The 17,033-nt window shown below is 65.2% G+C and carries 14 protein-coding genes; 9 read left to right on the top strand and 5 right to left on the bottom strand.

Annotated features, from left to right (window positions below; genetic code table 11):
- Positions 1-77: 77 nt before the first annotated feature.
- Positions 78-1,391, bottom strand: coding sequence for an ATP-binding protein (locus TO66_RS01440; protein ID WP_044460642.1), 1,314 nt, complete (start codon positions 1,389-1,391; stop codon positions 78-80).
- Between the two features lie 107 nt (positions 1,392-1,498).
- On the bottom strand, positions 1,499-2,239 hold the full coding sequence (gene ompR, locus TO66_RS01435) for a two-component system response regulator OmpR (protein ID WP_044460641.1): 741 nt from the start codon (positions 2,237-2,239) through the stop codon (positions 1,499-1,501).
- A 360-nt stretch (positions 2,240-2,599) separates the two neighbouring features.
- On the opposite strand from ompR, the gene TO66_RS01430 reads away from it, so the two are divergent.
- The 9 genes from TO66_RS01430 to TO66_RS01390 all read left to right on the top strand — a co-directional run bounded on the left by TO66_RS01430 (position 2,600) and on the right by TO66_RS01390 (position 11,999).
- Entirely contained in the window at positions 2,600-4,924 is a 2,325-nt protein-coding gene (locus TO66_RS01430) for a Tex family protein (protein WP_044460640.1), read from the top strand.
- On the top strand, positions 4,924-5,307 hold the full coding sequence (locus tag TO66_RS01425; RefSeq protein WP_052506091.1) for a PaaI family thioesterase: 384 nt from the start codon (positions 4,924-4,926) through the stop codon (positions 5,305-5,307). Before TO66_RS01430 ends, TO66_RS01425 begins: the two co-directional genes overlap by 1 nt.
- Before the next feature lie 292 nt (positions 5,308-5,599).
- Complete coding sequence (gene gshA, locus TO66_RS01420; protein WP_044460639.1) at positions 5,600-7,183, top strand: glutamate--cysteine ligase; 1,584 nt, start codon at positions 5,600-5,602, stop codon at positions 7,181-7,183.
- A 211-nt stretch (positions 7,184-7,394) separates the two neighbouring features.
- Complete coding sequence (gene tauA / locus TO66_RS01415; protein WP_044460638.1) at positions 7,395-8,372, top strand: taurine ABC transporter substrate-binding protein; 978 nt, start codon at positions 7,395-7,397, stop codon at positions 8,370-8,372.
- A gap of 105 nt (positions 8,373-8,477) precedes the next feature.
- A complete protein-coding gene (tauB, locus tag TO66_RS01410) occupies positions 8,478-9,272 on the top strand; it encodes a taurine ABC transporter ATP-binding subunit (protein ID WP_044460637.1) in 795 nt (264 codons plus the stop codon).
- Positions 9,269-10,108, top strand: coding sequence for a taurine ABC transporter permease TauC (gene tauC, locus TO66_RS01405; RefSeq protein ID WP_044460636.1), 840 nt, complete (start codon positions 9,269-9,271; stop codon positions 10,106-10,108). Before tauB ends, tauC begins: the two co-directional genes overlap by 4 nt.
- Positions 10,109-10,367: 259 nt before the next feature.
- On the top strand, positions 10,368-11,207 hold the full coding sequence (gene tauD / locus TO66_RS01400; protein WP_044460635.1) for a taurine dioxygenase: 840 nt from the start codon (positions 10,368-10,370) through the stop codon (positions 11,205-11,207).
- Between the two features lie 121 nt (positions 11,208-11,328).
- Positions 11,329-11,574, top strand: a complete 246-nt coding sequence (locus tag TO66_RS01395) for a FitA-like ribbon-helix-helix domain-containing protein (protein ID WP_044460634.1) — start codon at positions 11,329-11,331, stop codon at positions 11,572-11,574.
- On the top strand, positions 11,571-11,999 hold the full coding sequence (locus TO66_RS01390; protein ID WP_044460633.1) for a type II toxin-antitoxin system VapC family toxin: 429 nt from the start codon (positions 11,571-11,573) through the stop codon (positions 11,997-11,999). Before TO66_RS01395 ends, TO66_RS01390 begins: the two co-directional genes overlap by 4 nt.
- A 132-nt stretch (positions 12,000-12,131) precedes the next feature.
- Here the strand turns inward: TO66_RS01390 and mgrA are convergent, their stop codons facing one another.
- The 3 genes from mgrA to TO66_RS01375 all read right to left on the bottom strand — a co-directional run bounded on the left by mgrA (position 12,132) and on the right by TO66_RS01375 (position 16,898).
- Positions 12,132-13,169, bottom strand: a complete 1,038-nt coding sequence (gene mgrA, locus TO66_RS01385) for an L-glyceraldehyde 3-phosphate reductase (protein ID WP_044460632.1) — start codon at positions 13,167-13,169, stop codon at positions 12,132-12,134.
- A 71-nt stretch (positions 13,170-13,240) separates the two neighbouring features.
- A complete protein-coding gene (locus TO66_RS01380) occupies positions 13,241-14,593 on the bottom strand; it encodes an LLM class flavin-dependent oxidoreductase (RefSeq protein WP_044460631.1) in 1,353 nt (450 codons plus the stop codon).
- A gap of 46 nt (positions 14,594-14,639) precedes the next feature.
- A complete protein-coding gene (locus TO66_RS01375) occupies positions 14,640-16,898 on the bottom strand; it encodes a TonB-dependent receptor (protein WP_044460630.1) in 2,259 nt (752 codons plus the stop codon).
- Positions 16,899-17,033: the final 135 nt, after the last annotated feature.

The raw sequence follows: 17,033 nt of genomic DNA, 5'->3' as shown, positions 1-17,033 counted from the left end.
CAGCCGACGCCGGATCAGGCAGAACGCCTATGCAGGGCCAGGGGCGCTACGCGCCCCATCGCGGGCAAGCCTCGCTCCTACACGGCGTCCCTGGGTAGCAACAGCCCCAACGGCAAGCGCACCCGCGCTTCCAGCCCGCCATCGGCGCGGTTGCGCAACTCGACGTTGCCACCATGCATCGAGGCGATCCGCTTGACGATGGCCAGCCCCAGGCCGGTGCCCTTGCCGCCCCGGGCACGGTCGCCGCGGGTGAAGGGATTGAAGATCGCCTCCAGCTCCGAAGGATCGATACCCGCGCCGCGGTCCAGCACGCTCAGCACCACATAAGGCGCGCTGGTGTCGCCCGACACATAGGCCGCCACTTCGACCTCGGTACCGGCGTGGTTCAGGGCGTTGCCGATCAGGTTGTTCAGCAGGCGCTTCATCGACACCCGACGCAACGGGAACGGCGGGATCGGCTCCAGGCGCAGGCGCACCTTTTCATCGTTCTGGTTGTAGGGCGCCGCCACTTCGCGCACCAGGTCGCTGAGGTCGACTTCCTCCACCGACTCGTCGCGGCCATCGCGGATAAAGGCCAGGAACTGGTCGAGGATCGCGTCCATGTCTTCGATGTCGCGGACCATGTCGTCGGTCAGGTCGGTGTGGTCGCCCATCAGTTCCAGCGACAGGCGCAGGCGCGTCAGCGGCGTGCGCAGGTCGTGGGACACCCCGGCCAGCATCAGCTCGCGTTCGCGCCCGGCCTGTTCCACATCCTCGGCCATCTGGTTGAAGGCGCGGTATACCTCGGTCATCTCGCTCGGCGTGTCGCTGATCGGCAGGCGCACGCTGCGCCCCTGGCCCAGTTGCCGGGCGGCATAGACCAGGCGCTTGAGCGGCTGGTTGAGCTGGCTGACGAAGATCCACGCCGACGCCGTGGACAACAGGCCGATCGCCAGGAACCAGCCGAGCACGCTCCAGATCTTCTGCCCCCGCAGCGGATGCGGATACAGCGGCACTTTCAGCCAGCCATCGCCCAGGCTCGGCGCGCGCACCCAGAGCGCCGGCGGGGCGTGCATGCGCAGGCGCACTTCGGTGTCGGCGCCCAGTTCGGCCTGCATCTGCCGCTGGTAGATCTCGCTATAGGGCCAATGCTGCTCGCCCGCCGGCACCCCGCTGCCGACCACCTTGATCAGCCCGGCGGCCTCGGCGATCTGGTCGCGATTGGATTCGTCGGCGGCCCAGTAGGCGCGCAGGGTAAGGGCCACGCCATGGCTGTACTGGCGGTCCACCAGCACGTCCTCGTTCATCAGCAGATAAACCAGGGTCAGCGCCTTGGAGAACAGCACCACGATCAGCACCAGCCACAGGGTGCGGGAGAAGAAGCTTTGCGGGAACCACAGCGGGGTTTTCATAAACAGCCAATACACGCTTTGCAGGAGCGAGCGGCGCTCGCAGAGTTGCGGAATGCGAGCGCCCGGGTCGTCGGCCGGCCCGGGCGCTCGCTCCTACAAATCATCGATCACTTGGTGGGCGTGCCATCCGGCACGAACACATAACCCACGCCCCAGACCGTCTGGATGTAACGCGGCTTGGACGGATCGGGTTCGATCATCCGGCGCAGGCGGGAGATCTGCACGTCGATGGAACGCTCCAGGGCATCCCACTCGCGGCCACGGGCCAGGTTCATCAGCTTGTCGCGGGTCAGCGGCTGGCGGGCGTTCATCACCAGCGCCTTGAGCACCGCGAACTCGCCGGTGGTGAGCATGTGCACTTCGGCGCCGCGCTTGAGTTCGCGGGTGGCCAGGGACAGCTCGTAGTCGCCGAAGGTGACGTTCTCGTCTTCGCTGCCCGGCGCGCCCGGCACCGAAGGCGACTGGCGCCGCAACACGGCCTTGACCCGGGCCATCAGCTCGTCGGGGTTGAACGGCTTGGCCAGGTAGTCGTCGGCGCCCAGTTCCAGGCCCTTGATGCGGCTCAGTTCGTCGCCCTTGGCGGTCAGCATGATGATCGGGATCTGGTTGTTGGCACTGCGCAGGCGGCGGCACGCGGTCAGGCCGTCTTCGCCAGGCAGCATCAGGTCGAGGACGACCAGGTTGAATACTTCGCGACCCAGCAGACGGTCCATCTGCTCGGTGTTGGGAACCGCGCGGGCACGGTAGCCCTTGCTGACGAAGAAGCGCTCCAGCAGGCTGCTCAGCCCCGGGTCGTCGTCAACAATCAGAATTTTTTCGCCTTCGGCAGTGTGTGCAGTGCTGCTCATCAGATGCTCCTTTTATCTCGGTGCGCATTATGGCGTAGCTGCCGTTATACGCACCGTGTGCATTGTTAGCAGATTTTTCCTCGACCGCCAGAAAACCCGCCGTCGGCCGCCGCTGGGCCGTTACCCCCGAAGACGGGAACGCTGGTTATAATGCGCCGCCTTTTGTGTCAGGCAAGCTCTGATCGTTATCGCCTGTGGCCACTTTTTTATTTTTCCCGGCCAGGCAGTAATTGTTCGATTTCACGGGTCAACAGGCAGCCTCTTGATCCAGGCAGCGGCGCATGCAAGCCGCTCAACCAGTCTCGCCGAGTCAGTTCTTCGCGCCGGCGGGCCTGCTTTCACAATTTGTCAGGTGGTTTTATGGACAGCATCAACAGCCGCATTGCCGAGGAGCTCGGCGTACGCCCACAACAGGTCGAAGCGGCCGTCGCTCTATTGGATGAAGGCTCCACCGTGCCCTTCATCGCTCGCTACCGGAAGGAAGTGACAGGCAGCCTCGATGACACCCAGCTGCGTCATCTGGAAGAGCGCCTGCGCTACCTGCGCGAACTCGACGAACGGCGCGCCAGCATCCTCGCCAGCATCGAGGAGCAAGGCAAGCTGACCCCGGAACTGGCCCGCGAGATCAAGCTCGCCGATACCAAGACCCGCCTCGAAGACCTGTACCTGCCGTACAAGCAGAAACGCCGCACCAAGGGCCAGATCGCCCTGGAAGCCGGCCTCGGCGAACTGGCGGACGGCCTGTTCAACGACCCGAGCCTCACCCCGGAAAGCGAAGCCGCACGTTTCGTCGACGCAGACAAGGGCGTGGCCGATGTGAAGGCGGCCCTCGAAGGCGCCAAGTACATCCTCATGGAGCGCTTCGCCGAAGACGCCAGCCTGCTGGACAAGCTGCGCAACTTCCTCAAGCAGGAAGCCATCCTCAGCGCCCGCGTGGTGGCCGGCAAGGAAGAAGAAGGCGCCAAGTTCCGCGACTACTTCGAACACGACGAACCACTCAAGAGCATGCCGTCGCACCGCGCCCTGGCGATTTTCCGCGGGCGTAACGAAGGCATCCTCAGTTCCGCGCTGAAAGTCGGCGAGGAACTGCCGGGCACCCTGCACCCGTGCGAAGGCATGATCGGCCAGCACGTCGGCATCCAGAACCAGAACCGCGCGGCGGACAAATGGCTCGGCGAAGTGGTGCGCTGGACCTGGAAGGTCAAGCTCTACACCCACCTGGAGACCGACCTGCTGGGCGAGCTGCGTGACAGCGCGGAAACCGAGGCGATCAACGTTTTCGCCCACAACCTGCACGACCTGCTGCTGGCCGCGCCGGCCGGCCCGCGCGCCACCCTGGGCCTCGACCCGGGCCTGCGTACCGGCTGCAAGGTGGCGGTGGTGGATGCCACCGGCAAGCTGCTGGACCACGCCACCGTCTACCCGCACGTACCGCACAACAAGTGGGACCAGACCCTCGCCGTGCTGGCCGCCTTGTGCGCCAAGCACTCGGTGGACCTGATCGCCATCGGCAACGGCACCGCCAGCCGCGAAACCGACAAGCTGGCCGCCGAGCTGATCAAGAAATACCCGGCCATGCGCCTGACCAAGGTCATGGTCTCCGAGGCGGGCGCTTCGGTGTACTCGGCATCGGAACTGGCGGCCAAGGAATTCCCGGACCTGGACGTGTCGATCCGTGGCGCGGTGTCCATCGCCCGCCGCCTGCAGGATCCGCTGGCCGAGCTGGTGAAGATCGATCCGAAATCCATCGGCGTCGGCCAGTACCAGCACGACGTCTCGCAACTGAAGCTGGCCCGTGGCCTGGATGCGGTGGTCGAGGACTGCGTGAACGCCGTCGGCGTGGATGTGAACACCGCCTCGGTAGCCCTGCTGGCGCGGATCTCCGGCCTCAACGCGACCCTGGCGCAGAACATCGTCAGCCACCGCGACGAGCACGGCGCGTTCAAGACCCGCGCCGCGCTGAAGAAGGTCGCCCGCCTGGGCGAAAAGACCTTCGAGCAGGCCGCCGGCTTCCTCCGTGTGATGAACGGCGACAACCCGCTGGACGCCTCGGCGGTGCACCCGGAAGCCTACCCGCTGGTGCAGCGCATCGCCGCCGACACTGGCCGCGATATCCGTTCGCTGATCGGCGACAGCGGCTTCCTCAAGCGCCTGGACCCGAAGAAGTTCACCGACGAAACCTTCGGCCTGCCGACCGTCACCGACATTCTCCAGGAACTGGACAAGCCCGGCCGCGACCCGCGCCCGGAGTTCAAGACCGCCGAGTTCCAGGAAGGCGTCGAGGACCTCAAGGACCTGCAACTGGGGATGATCCTCGAAGGCGTGGTGACCAACGTCACCAACTTCGGTGCCTTCGTCGACATCGGCGTGCACCAGGACGGCCTGGTGCACATCTCGGCGCTGTCGGAGAAGTTCATCAAGGACCCGCGTGAAGCGGTGAAGGCCGGCGACGTGGTCAAGGTCAAGGTCATGGAAGTCGACATCCCGCGCAAACGCGTGGGCCTGTCGATGCGCATGAGCGACACCCCGGGCGAGAAGATCGACGGCGCCCGTGGCTCCCGTCCGGGCTCGGCCCCGCGCCAGTCCCAGGGCGGCGCCCCCCGCAAGGAGACAGCCACCGCAGCCCCGGCCAACAACGCCATGGCTTCGCTGTTCGCCAACGCCAAGCAGTTGAAGAAACGCTGATGCAGATCCCGGCCGGATTGACCGAAAGCGCGTTCAGCCAACTGCTCGGCTGTCGCTTGCAGCGCCTGGAGGTCGGTGAAGCCGACGTCGCCCTGACGCTGACGCCGCAGTTGCGCAACCGCGGCCAGAAGCTGCACGGCGGGGCGATCTTCAGCCTGGTCGATATCGCCATGGGGCTGGCCTGTTCCAGTTCCCACGGCTTCGACCAGCAGAGCGCGACCATCGAGTGCAAGATCAACTACATCCGCGCCGTCGCCGAAGGCGACGTGGTCTGCCACGCCCGGGTGATCCACCCGGGCCGCCGCACCCTGGTGGTCGAGGCCGACGTGATGCAAGGCGACAAACTGATCGCCAAGGCACAAGGCACGTTCGCGGTTCTCTGAGGCGCTTGCGCGCAACAGCCGCGACGCCAACTCGTCCAGCAGCGACGCGGCTGGCCTTCGGACACCGACAAACCTAGCTCCCCATCACCGATTTGAGTTAATTTCGGCGCTGCGAAAGCGGCGCCGGAGTTTTCCGCCTGCGCCACGACCAGATTCAGGGATGAAGCGTATTGCTTGCAAAACGGGCCAAGGCGGCTCAACGACCAGGCGAAAACGCCAGTTTCAACTTCACCCTTGTAGACCGTCCTGCCCACCCCCATATTGGGGCGACTGACGCGTGAAGGAATCCAACTTGAGCGAACTTCTCAACCGCCGCCTGGCTCTGCTCGGCGAGCGCGCCAACCTCTCCCTGCTCGAGCAGTGCCTGCACGGTATCGAGCGCGAATGCCTGCGTGTGACAGGCGAAGCGCGCCTGGCACAGACACCGCACCCGGAAGAACTGGGTTCCGCGCTGACCAACGAACAGATCACCACCGATTATTCCGAGTCGCTGCTGGAGTTCATCACGCCGGCCCTGCCCGATCCGGCGGACACCCTGGCCAGCCTCGACAAGATTCACCGCTTCGCCTACAGCAAGCTCGGCAACGAGTACCTCTGGAGTCCATCGATGCCGTGCCCGCTGCCGGCCGAGGAAGACATCCCGATCGCCTATTACGGCACCTCCAACATCGGGCAGCTCAAGTATGTGTACCGCAAGGGCCTGGCCCTGCGTTACGGCAAGACCATGCAGTGCATCGCCGGGATCCACTACAACTTTTCCCTGCCGGAACAGCTCTGGCCGCTGCTCAAGCAGGCCGAGGGCTTCGTCGGCAGCGACCGCGACTATCAGTCGTCGGCCTATATCGCGCTGATCCGCAACTTCCGGCGCTACAGCTGGCTGCTGATGTACCTGTTCGGCGCCTCGCCGGCGCTGGACGCGGGCTTCCTGCGCGGGCGCTCGCACCAGCTGGAACAGCTGGACGCCGAGACCCTGTACCTGCCGTACGCCACCAGCCTGCGCATGAGCGACCTGGGCTACCAGAGCAACGCCCAGGCCGGCCTGACCCCTTGCTACAACGACCTGAACAGCTACACCGACAGCCTGCGCAAGGCCGTCGCCACGCCGTATGCGCCTTATGTGGAAATCGGCACCCACCAGGACGGCGAGTGGGTCCAGCTCAACACCAACATCCTGCAGATCGAAAACGAGTACTACTCCAACATCCGCCCCAAACGCGTGACCTACACCGGCGAGCGGCCGATCCAGGCGCTGATGGCGCGGGGCATCCAGTACGTCGAAGTGCGCTGCCTGGACATCAACCCGTTCCTGCCGATGGGCATCGACGTGCCGCAGGCCCGCTTCCTCGACGCTTTCCTGCTGTATTGCGCGCTCAACGAAAGCCCGCTGCTGGAGAACAACGCGTGCGGCAACGCCACGTCGAACTTCCTCAGCGTGGTCAAGGAAGGCCGTCGTCCAGGCCTGCAACTGCAGCGCGAGGGACAGCCGGTGGACCTCAAGGAATGGGCCGCTGAACTGCTGGAGAAGATCGCGCCGCTGGCCGCCCTGCTGGACCGCAGCCATGGCGGCGATGCCCACAGCAAGGCGCTGGACGCGCAGCTCGCCAAGGTCAAGGACCCGTCGCTGACGCCTTCGGCCCAGGTCCTGGCCGCGCTGCAGGAACGCAAGGAAAGCTTCAGCCAGTTCGCCCTGCGCCAGAGCCTGGCCCACGCCGAGTTCTTCCGCAGCGAGCCCCTGTCCAAGGAAGACCAGGCCCGCTTCGAAGAGGCGGCGCGCACCTCCCTGGCGCAACAAGCCGAACTGGAACAACACGAAGTCGGCGATTTCGATGTGTTCGTCGGTTCGTATCAGGCCAGCATCCTGGCGATCAGTAACTGAGCCATCGCGAGCAAGCTTCGCTCCTACACGGCACCGTCCTGTAGGAGCGAGCGGGCGGCGATCCGACTTGCCCGCGATAGCGCCCTGCCTGACACCTCGCGGCAGACTTCCTCTATAAGCTAATTCTAAAAAGTTATTTATTTTAGAATTCTTAGATCATTTAGTCTCCTCCCCACGCCCAATCCTGGCCGCCTGTCGAGGAGCTTCACCGATGAAACTGCCCTTCCCCCTTCGCCTGCTGGCGGCCGTGTCCCTGGCCACCGCGAGCCTGTTCGTCCAGGCGGCCGACCTGACAGTCGCCTACCAGACCACCGTCGATCCGGCCAAGGTCGCCCAGGCCGACGGCAGCTATGAAAAAGCCACCCAGGCCAAGATCGACTGGCGCAAATTCGACAATGGCGCCGACATCATCGCCGCCATCGCCTCGGGTGATGTGCAGATCGGCTACCTGGGCTCCAGCCCGCTGACCGCCGCGATCACCCGCAAGGTGCCGGTGGAAACCTTCCTCATCGCCACCCAGATCGGCGCCGCCGAGGCCCTGGTGGCCCGCGACGGTTCCGGGATCAAGACACCCCAGGACCTGGTCGGCAAGAAAGTCGCCGTGCCGTTCGTATCCACCGGCCATTACAGCCTGCTGGCCGCGCTCAAGCACTGGAACATCGACCCGGCGAAAGTGCAGATTCTCAACCTTGCGCCACCGGCGATCATCGCCGCCTGGAAACGCGGCGATATCGACGCCACCTACGTCTGGGATCCGGCGCTGGGCGTCGCCAAGGAAAACGGCAAGGTGCTGATCACCTCCGGCGAACTGGCCCAGTTCGGCGCACCAACCTTCGATGCCTGGATCGTGCGCAAGGACTTCGCCGAGAAGCATCCGCAAATCGTCAGCGCCTTCGCCAAGGTGACCCTCGACGCCTACGCCGACTACCGCAAGGACCCGCAGGCCTGGCTGGCCAATTCGAGCAACGTCGACAAGCTGGTGAAGCTCTCCGGCGCCAAGGCCAGTGACATCCCGCTGCTGTTGCAGGGCAACGTCTACCCACTGGCCGCCGACCAGGTCAGTAGCCTCGGCGCGCCGACCACCAAGGCCATTACCGACACCGCGGTGTTCCTCAAGGAACAGGGCAAGGTCGAGGCGGTGCTGCCGGATTACGCGCCCTACGTCAGTGCCAAGTACATCACCAACTGAAGGTCGCCCATCGATGCGCCGGGCCCGCGCCCGGCGCTGTTCGTAGCCCGCCCTGCATCCCGGGGCTACGCCTGAAAAGCCTGGACCCACAAGGAGAGCGCCGTCATGGCCTTGCTACAACTGGAGCGCATCAGCGCACAGTACCCCGGTGCCGCCGAACCGGTGCTGGCGGATATTTCCCTGACGCTCGGATCCCGGCAATTGCTGGTCGCCCTGGGCCCTTCCGGCAGCGGCAAGACCTCGCTGCTGAACCTGATCGCCGGTTTCGTCGAGCCCAGCGCAGGGCGCATCACGCTCGACGGCGTGCCGGTTGCCGGGCCGAGCGCCGAGCGTGGCGTGGTGTTCCAGGACGATGCCCTGCTGCCCTGGCAGGACGTGCTCGCCAATGTCGGTTTCGGCCTCGAACTGGCCGGCGTCGCCCGCCCCCAGCGTGAAGCGCGGGCCCGGGAAATGCTGGCCCTGGTCGACCTGGCCGGTTTCGACCAACGGCGTATCTGGCAGCTCTCCGGCGGGCAACGCCAGCGTGTGGGCCTGGCCCGCGCCCTGGCCGCCGACCCGCGCTTGCTGCTGATGGACGAGCCCTTCGGCGCCCTCGATGCCTTCACCCGCGAGCAGATGCAGGAGCTGCTGCTGCAAGTCTGGCAACGCACCGCCAAGCCGGTGTTCCTGATCACCCATGACATCGAGGAAGCGGTGTTCCTCGCCACCGAGCTGATCCTGCTGGCGCCCAATCCGGGACAGATCGTCGAGCGCCTGAGCCTGGACTTCGGTCAGCGCTACGCGGCCGGCGAATCGGCGCGGGCGATCAAGTCCGACCCGCGCTTCATCGAAACCCGCGAACACGTATTGGCCCGGGTGTTCTCCCAACGCAGTGCCGCCTGGCGGCAGGAGCGCGCATGAGCAGTTATGACCTTCCGGCCACCGCGGCCAAAACCACCACTGCCGCCACGCCAGCGCCGCTACGCCGCGGCCTGAGCACCCGCGGGATCAGCGTACTGACCCTGGTCGTCCTGCTGGCCCTGTGGTGGGCGGTGACGGCCAGCGGCCTGATCGAACCCTTGTTCCTGCCCTCGCCCGCCGCCGTGCTGCAAAAGGGCTGGCTGCTGGCGACCAGCGGCTATATGGATTCGACCCTGTGGCAGCACCTGGGCGCGAGCCTCGGGCGCATCGGCCTGGCCCTGGGCTTTGCCGTGCTGACGGCGATCCCGGTGGGCATCGCCATCGGCCACAACCGCATCGCCCGAGGCGTGCTGGACCCGCTGATCGAGTTCTACCGGCCGATCCCGCCCCTGGCCTACCTGCCGCTGATCGTTATCTGGTGCGGCATCGGCGAGCTGTCCAAGGTGCTGCTGATCTACCTGGCGATCTTCGCCCCGATCGCCATCGCCACCGCCACCGGCGTGCGCACCGTGGACCCGACCAGGCTGCGCGCCGCGCAATCCCTGGGCGCGACCCGGGCCCAGCTGATTCGCCATGTGATCCTGCCCAGCGCCCTGCCCGACATTCTCACCGGCGTGCGCATCGGCCTCGGGGTGGGCTGGTCGACCCTGGTCGCCGCGGAACTGATCGCGGCCACCAGCGGCCTCGGCTTCATGGTGCAGTCCGCCGCGCAGTTCCTGGTCACCGATGTGGTGGTGCTGGGCATCCTGATCATCGCCCTGATCGCCTTCGCCATGGAGATGGGCCTGCGCGCCCTGCAACGCAAGCTGGTGCCCTGGCACGGCCAGGCCCATTGAACCCTGTAGCCCTGCCCTTGTAGCCGCTGCCGAGCCTCGGCGAGGCTGCGATCGAGCGCAAAGCGCTCGCAAAACCTGGCGCCGCGGTCTTTCAGATGCGCCACGCCGGGTGGTCTGCGCCTGCTGCGCAGGCGGTCGCAGCCTCGCTGAAGCTCGGCAGCGGCTACAGGGGCAGCAGAGACAACCGGGACAACCGGCAAGATTTTTATCCGACAGCAATGACCACGCCGGCCATTCGGCGCCCCATTCGAGAACGAGCATGAGCCTGACCATCACCCCCTTGAGTTCCGCCCTCGGCGCCCAGATCAGCGGCGTCGACCTCAGCCAGCCGCTGGACGTCGAACAGCGCGACGCCATCGAGCAGGCGCTGTTGCAGCACCAGGTGCTGTTCTTTCGCGACCAGCCGATCGACCCACAGCAACAGGCGCGCTTCGCGGCGAATTTCGGCGACCTGCATATCCATCCGATCTACCCCAACGTGCCGGAACAGCCCGAAGTGCTGATCCTCGACACCGCGCACACCGACGTGCGCGACAACGCCATCTGGCACACCGACGTGACCTTCCTGCCCACTCCGGCGCTGGGCGCGGTGCTCAGCGCCAAGCTCTTGCCGGCCTACGGCGGCGACACCCTGTGGGCCAGCGGCATCGCAGCCTTCGAAGCGCTTTCCGAACCGATGCAGAACCTGCTGCAAGGCCTGACCGCGACCCATGAGTTCATCAAGTCCTTCCCGCTGGAGCGCTTCGGCACCACGCCCGAGGACCTGGCGCGCTGGGAAGAGGCACGGCGCAAAAACCCACCGCTGTCGCACCCGGTGATCCGCACCCATCCGGTCAGCGGGCGCAAGGCGCTGTTCGTCAACGATGGCTTCACGACCCGGATCAACGAGCTCTCGGAAAGCGAAAGCGAAGCGATCCTCAAATTGCTCTTCGCCCATGCCACTCGCCCGGAATTCACCATCCGCTGGCGCTGGCAGGCCAATGACGTGGCCTTCTGGGACAACCGCGTGACCCAGCATTACGCGGTCGACGATTACCGCCCGCAACGCCGCGTGATGCACCGCGCGACGATCCTCGGGGATGTGCCGTTCTTCCGCTGAGCGGCGATGGTCGGTGAGTGCGGGGCTGAGCGATGACGCCCCACACGACCGGCGGTAACGTTCTACCGGCGGCTCGCCGTTATGCTATCAATGATTGCATTGATTTCACTCGGAGGAGCCCATGGCCAGCCTGACGATCCGCAACCTGGACGACCACATCAAGGAGCGCCTGCGCATCGAGGCCGCGCACAACGGTCATTCCATGGAAGAAGAAGCCCGCCTGATCCTGCGTCGCGCCCTGAGCAGGACAGCCGACAGCCAGGACCTGGGCACCCGTATCCGCGCCCGCTTCGCCGATATCGGCGGCGTGGAGCTGGAACTGCCCGAACGCACCGAGGCCCCACGGACGCCGGACCTCAACGAATGATCGTGCTCGATACCAACGTGCTGTCGGAACTGATGCGTCCCCGGCCGGACGCCGCGGTACTGCTGTGGATCGAGGCGCAGCCCGTCGAAGAGCTCTATATCAGCGCCATGACCATGGCCGAGATTCTCCATGGCATCGCCCGCCTGCCCCACAGCAAACGCAAACAGACGCTGCACGCCTCGGCGCTGGCCATGTTCGAGGAAGACTTCATCGACCGGATCGTGCCTTTCGGCACCCAGGCGGCGCTGTACTACGCGCACCTGATCGCGCACCGCGAAAGCTCGGGCCGGCCGATCAGCCTGGTGGATGCGCAGATCGCGGCGATCTGCCGGGTCCACGACGCCGCGATCGCCACGCGCAATACCAGGGACTTCACCGACACCGGGCTGATCGTGATCACCCCCTGGCTGCCGCTTGAGGTCTGAACGACCACAAATCGCCTGTAGGAGCGAAGCTGGCTCGCGATAGCGGCATGCCTGACACGACACACCGCCTCGATCGCCGGCAAGCCTGGCTCCTAAAGAAGCCGCGACAGCCTTGCAGCCTGACGGCATGCGCTATTGCGCAGTTGACGGTTTTTCCCACAGATTGATCCCGCCTTCCTGGGCGAAACGGTCGATCTCCGCCAGTTCTTCGGCGCTGAAGCTCAGGTTGCGCAAGGCACCGACGTTCTCGACTATCTGCTCCGGCCGGCTGGCGCCGATCAGCGCCGAGGTCACCCGCGGATCGCGCAGGGTCCAGGCCAGGGCCAGCTGCGCCAGGCTCTGACCGCGACGCTGGGCGATCTCGTTCAAGGCCCGGACGTGGGCGATATTGCTCGGCGACAGATGCCCCGCCTGCAGCGAACCGCCGCCCGGACGATTGACCCGCGCGTCCTCGGGAATGCCATTGAGGTATTTGTCGGTCAGCAGGCCCTGGGCCAGCGGTGTAAAGGCGATCACCCCGGCGCCCAGTTCCTCGGTGGTGTCCAGCAGGTCTTTTTCCACCCAGCGGTTGAGCAGGTTGTAGGCCGGCTGGTGGATCAGCAGCGGTACTTTCCATTCCTTGAGCAGGGCCGCGATCTCCCGGGTCTTCACCCCGGAATAGGACGAGATGCCGATATACAGCGCCTTGCCCTGCTGCACCGCGGTGGCCAGGGCGCTGGCGGTTTCTTCCAGCGGGGTGTCGGGGTCGAAACGGTGGGAATAGAAGATATCCACATAGTCCAGGCCCAGGCGCTGCAGGCTCTGGTCGAGGCTGGCCAGCACATATTTGCGCGAGCCACCGCCCTGGCCATAGGGGCCGGGCCACATGTCCCAACCGGCCTTGCTGGAGATGATCAACTCATCGCGGTAGCGCTTGAAATCCTCGCGTAGCAGGCGACCGAAGTTGATTTCGGCGCTGCCGTAGGGCGGGCCGTAGTTGTTGGCCAGGTCGAAGTGGTTGATGCCCAGATCGAAGGCGGTACGCAGCAAGGCGCGCTGGGTGTCGATCGGCGTGCTGTCGCCGAAGTTGTGCCACAGGCCCAGGGACAGCGCCGGCAGCACCAGGCCGCTGCGTCCGACGCGGCGGTAGGGAATGGAGTCGTAACGGTTTTCGGCAGCGATATACGTCATCTGATCCTCTCTCAATGGAACTGCGTTTTTCAGGTACTGCTGGCGCGAGCATGCTCGCGCCTGTCTTGCAGCTAGGGGATTTGCCCGGGACGGGCCGCCTGGGCAAAACGGTTCTTGGGGCGCGCGAGCCCCAGGTTTTCGCGCAGGGTCTTGCCTTCATATTCGGTTCTGAACAACCCGCGTCGTTGCAACTCTGGAACCACGGCATCGGCAAAATCCCGCAGCCCGCCCGGCAGATGCGGGACCAACACATTGAAACCATCCGCCGCCCCCTCCTCGAACCAGCTTTGCAACTCGTCGGCGATCTGCGTCGGCGTGCCGATCAGGCTGTAGTGCCCGCGGCCACCGGCGATTTTTCGCCCCAGCTCGGCCAGGCTCAGGTGGTCCTTGCCGGCCAGTTCCGTCAGCAGCTTCTGCCGGCTCTGCTGGCCACTTTCGGTCAACGGCAGCTCGGGCAGCGGACCGTCCAGCGGGTAGGACGACAGGTCGAAGTTGCCCAGCATACGCCCAAGAAGGGCGACGCCAACCTCCGGCTCGACCAATTGCTGAAACGATTCATATTTTTCCCGGGCTTCGTTTTCGCTCTGCCCCACCACCACGAACGCGCCGGGCATGATTTTCAACGAATCGCCATCGCGCCCGTAACGGGCCAGGCGCCCCTTGAGGTCGGCATAAAACGCCTGGGCGGCGGCCAGCGAGGATTGGGCGGTGAACACCACTTCGGCGGTCTGGGCCGCCAGTTCGCGGCCGGCCTCGGAAGACCCGGCCTGGACGATCACCGGATGGCCCTGGGGCGGGCGTGCCACGTTCAGCGGGCCCTTGACGCGGAAGTGTTCGCCCTGGTGATCCAGGACATGCAGTTTGTCCGGGTCGTAGTACTGGCCGCTGGCCTTGTCGCGGACAAAGGCATCGTCCTGCCAGCTGTCCCAGAGCCCGGTGACCACTTCATGGAACTCGCGGGCCCGACTGTAACGTTCGGCATGCCCAATATGCTGGTCGCGACCGAAATTCCAGGCTTCTGCGGCATTGTCCGAAGTCACCAGATTCCAACCGGCACGACCCTCTGAGAGATGATCCAGCGAAGCGTACTTACGTGCTACATGGTACGGTACGTTATAGCTCGTCGAGGTAGTGGCAATTAGCCCAATATGGCGGGTCACGACGCTGAGGGCAGCCAGTAAAGTCAAGGGTTCAAATTGATCCGAACGCGCCATCCTGCTGGCCTCCGGGGCTGTTGCAGCCGCCAGGCTGTCAGCCAGGAACAGCGCATCGAACTTCGCCTCCTCGGCGATTCGGGCCAGCTCCCGGTACGCAAAAAAGTCTAGTCCAGCATCCGCCGGTACGTACGGGTGCCGCCAGGCGGCAACGTGATGACCTGTAGCCATCAAGAAAGCGCCAAGCTTGAGTTGTCGGGAGCGGGCCATGGCCATTCCTTAAGCGATCGTCGAGGGGTTGGTTGCACGCAACGGCTCAGAAATCCTTGCGCAGCTGCACGCCGAAATAACGTTCGTCATCCCGTGGCACGGCGCGATAGATGTAATTGCCACCACTGGCCAGCAACGGCGAATAGGATTTGTCGGCGAGGTTCTTGCCCAGCAGGGCCACGCGCCAGCCCTGGTCGTAGTCGGCCAGGGCGATGCTGGCGTTCCAGATGCCGTAGGCACCCTGCTTGGTATCGGCGTTCTGGCTGATGTCGTACTGCACTTCGCTCTGCCAGCTGTAGTCGGTGCCCAGCTCGATATCCAGGCCGTTCGCCAGCGGGATGCTGTAGTCGGCGCGAACGTAGCTTTTCCAGTCCGGGGTGAACGGCAGCGGCTTGCTATTGACGTTGCAGGAAGCCGCCGCGCCCGCCGGGCAGGCGAACTCGTCGATTCGCGCCCGGGTGTAGGCCAGCGCGCCGGAAATCTTCAGTTGCTGGGTGGCCTGCACCGCGTAATCCAGCTCGACACCCTCGGTGCTGACACTGCCGGCGTTGATCAGGCGGGTCACCACCTGCCCGGCCACGGTGTCGAAAAAATTCGCCTGATAGTTGTCGTAGTCGCTGTGGAAGATCGCCAGGTTGGCAGTGAGGCGCTTGTTCCAGGCCGTGGCCTTGATTCCTGCTTCCCAGGTGTTGGAGGTTTCCGGCTTCAGCGCTTCGGTGTCCCGCGGCTGCATGTTGAAGAACACGTTGTAGGCCGGCCCCTTGTAGCCGCGCGAATAGGTCAGGTAGGTGGTCACCGCCTCGCTCAGGTCGTACTGCAGGCCCAGGCGCCCGGACCAGCCGTCCTCGTCCACCGAACCCGAGCTGCGGGTGCCGGGCTGGATGCCGCTGACGGTGGTGGCCGAGGTCGACACCCGGCGGTGGTCGTATTCCAGGTCGTCGTGGGTCCAGCGCAGCCCCACGATGCCACGCAGGTCCGAGGTGAAATTCAGGGTGGTTTCGCCGAACACCGAGTAGCTGTCGTTAGTGGTGCTGTAGTCGGCGATGCCACGGTTGATCGCGGTGGTGGTCGTCAGGGTGCGCCGGTAGGTTTCTTCATCCTTGCCGTGCATATAGAACAGCCCGCCGACGTACTCGAGGAATTGCCCCTTGGGCGAAGCCAGGCGCAGCTCCTGAGAATACTGGTTGTAGTCCAGGTCGCCCTTGTCGGCGGTACCGGGAAAGGCGGCGGTCACGCTGCCGAGGCGGTCGCCGTCCTGGTACTGGGTGTTGTTCCAGCCGCGCCAGGCGTTGATCGAGGTCAGGGTGTAGTCGCCGAGGTTCCAGTCCAGCTGCCCGGACAAGCCCTTGTTGATGTCCTCGACGTGGGTACGGGTGTCGGTGTTGATATCGCGGTTGTCGCTGCTGGCCCGCACCGGGCTCAGCGCACTGGCGAACGCTGGTGTCAGGGCCTTGCTGACCACGCCATTGGGCGCGTCGTCATGGGACTGCATGTAGTCGGCCGCGAGGGTGAAGGTGAGGTCGTCGCTGGGGGTGAATTCCAGCTTGCCGCGCACGCCCTTGCGGTTGTAGCCGTTGACTTCGTGGCCGTTGTGCCGGTTGTCGACGTTGCCGTCGTAGCTGCCGAACAGGGTGGTGATCGAGCCCTTGAGCGTGTCGGGGATCAGGCTGCCGCCGATGCCGAAGCGGGTGCGGCTTTCGTTGCCGCTGTAGTAGCCCTGGTCGATATAGCCATGGGTCTCGGCGGTCGGGGCCCGGGTCACGATGTTCAGCACCCCGGCCGAGGCGTTCTTGCCGAACAGGGTGCCTTGCGGGCCGCGCAGCACTTCGATGCGCTCCAGATCCAGCAGGTCGAGGGTAGCCTGGCCCGGACGACCGTAGACCACGCCGTCGATCACCGTGGCCACGGTCGGCTCGACGCCGGGCGAGGTGGAAATGGTGCCCACGCCGCGAATGAACAGCGAAGTGTCCTTGTTCGACGCACCGGTGCGGAAATTCAGCGACGGCACCTGTTGCACGATGCTGGCGACGCCGTTGCGGTTATCGCGCTCCAACTGCTCGCCATCGACCACCGACACCGCCACCGGCACCTTTTGCAGCGACTCCTCGCGGCGGGTGGCGGTGACCGTCACCGATTTCAACGTCGGCTCCCGATCCTGCGCCGCGCTGTCCGCATCCGCCGCGAAGGCGCCCGGCAACGGCAGCGCGGCGAGCCCTGCCAGTACCCAGCCCAGAGGCAGGCGTGAGACAGTGGCGGCGCGAATCGAACGCGCCAGTTTCTGCGGATCCCCATGAATGTTCTGCATGCTGCACCTGCACGGTATTTGCCCTGGACCGCTGCCGATCTGCGCCGGCAGCGCCGAAAAAATCTGTCATGGGCATTCGCTCGAGCGAGTAGCAGACACGGTCTTTTGTTAGCGCTAACATCGCCAGTATCGGCA

It is taken from the genome of Pseudomonas sp. MRSN 12121 (assembly GCF_000931465.1).
GTDB lineage: Bacteria > Pseudomonadota > Gammaproteobacteria > Pseudomonadales > Pseudomonadaceae > Aquipseudomonas.
The sequence above is the reverse complement of the archived record's forward strand: the minus strand, read 5'-3'. Positions and strand labels throughout refer to the sequence as shown.

Excerpts from the sequence above, each read along its gene's own strand:
- TO66_RS01440 (WP_044460642.1), bottom strand. The coding sequence starts at position 1,391 with ATGAAAACCCCGCTGTGGTTCCCGCAAAGCTTCTTCTCCCGCACCCTG.
- ompR (WP_044460641.1), bottom strand. The coding sequence starts at position 2,239 with ATGAGCAGCACTGCACACACTGCCGAAGGCGAAAAAATTCTGATTGTT.
- TO66_RS01430 (WP_044460640.1), top strand. The coding sequence starts at position 2,600 with ATGGACAGCATCAACAGCCGCATTGCCGAGGAGCTCGGCGTACGCCCA.
- TO66_RS01425 (WP_052506091.1), top strand. The coding sequence starts at position 4,924 with ATGCAGATCCCGGCCGGATTGACCGAAAGCGCGTTCAGCCAACTGCTC.
- tauA (WP_044460638.1), top strand. The coding sequence starts at position 7,395 with ATGAAACTGCCCTTCCCCCTTCGCCTGCTGGCGGCCGTGTCCCTGGCC.
- tauB (WP_044460637.1), top strand. The coding sequence starts at position 8,478 with ATGGCCTTGCTACAACTGGAGCGCATCAGCGCACAGTACCCCGGTGCC.
- tauC (WP_044460636.1), top strand. The coding sequence starts at position 9,269 with ATGAGCAGTTATGACCTTCCGGCCACCGCGGCCAAAACCACCACTGCC.
- tauD (WP_044460635.1), top strand. The coding sequence starts at position 10,368 with ATGAGCCTGACCATCACCCCCTTGAGTTCCGCCCTCGGCGCCCAGATC.
- TO66_RS01395 (WP_044460634.1), top strand. The coding sequence starts at position 11,329 with ATGGCCAGCCTGACGATCCGCAACCTGGACGACCACATCAAGGAGCGC.
- TO66_RS01390 (WP_044460633.1), top strand. The coding sequence starts at position 11,571 with ATGATCGTGCTCGATACCAACGTGCTGTCGGAACTGATGCGTCCCCGG.
- mgrA (WP_044460632.1), bottom strand. The coding sequence starts at position 13,169 with ATGACGTATATCGCTGCCGAAAACCGTTACGACTCCATTCCCTACCGC.
- TO66_RS01380 (WP_044460631.1), bottom strand. The coding sequence starts at position 14,593 with ATGGCCCGCTCCCGACAACTCAAGCTTGGCGCTTTCTTGATGGCTACA.
- TO66_RS01375 (WP_044460630.1), bottom strand. The coding sequence starts at position 16,898 with ATGCAGAACATTCATGGGGATCCGCAGAAACTGGCGCGTTCGATTCGC.